Annotated in this window: 1 protein-coding gene; it reads left to right on the top strand. The window is 77.5% G+C overall.

Annotated elements, in window-relative coordinates:
- Positions 1 to 60 precede the first annotated feature (60 nt).
- Positions 61 to 503, top strand: a 443-nt coding sequence (locus HMPREF3105_RS12245; protein ID WP_210401457.1) for a M50 family metallopeptidase, incomplete at its 3' end; no start/stop codon positions are given.

The following is a 503-nucleotide window of genomic DNA, read 5'->3' as shown; positions in this document are numbered from 1 at the left end:
CGACCTCGCCGCGGTCCGTCGGATCGCCGCCGCGCGCAGGCCCGGGGCGGACGAGCCCGGATGAGCGGGCCCGCCTCCGTCCGGCTGGGCACGATCGCCGACGCACCGGTGCGCCTGTCCTGGTCCTGGCTCCTGATCGCCGCGGTCATCACCCTCGCGTTCGGCCCGCAGATCCAGCGCGCGCTGCCCTCGCTCGACGGCGGCGCCTACGGGGTCGCCCTGGGGTACGCCGTGCTCCTGGCCCTCTCCGTCCTGGTCCACGAGGCCGCCCACGCCCTCACCGGCCGCGCCTTCGGCCAGCGCACCGAGGAGATCGCGCTCACCCTGTGGGGCGGGCACACCCAGTTCCGCAGCCCGTCCGCCCGACCGCTGGACACGGTCCTCACCGCGATGGCCGGCCCCGCCGCGAACCTCGTGCTCGCGGGCCTCGCCCACCTGGCGGCCCGCGCCGTGCCCGGCCCGTCCGTCCCCGCCCTGCTGCTCGAGGTCACGGTGTGGGCCAA

Source organism: Micrococcus sp. HMSC31B01 (assembly GCF_001816085.1).
Classification (GTDB): Bacteria; Actinomycetota; Actinomycetes; order Actinomycetales; family Micrococcaceae; genus Micrococcus; species Micrococcus luteus.
Note: the sequence above shows the minus strand (reverse complement) of the source record. Positions and strands in the feature narration are given on the sequence as shown.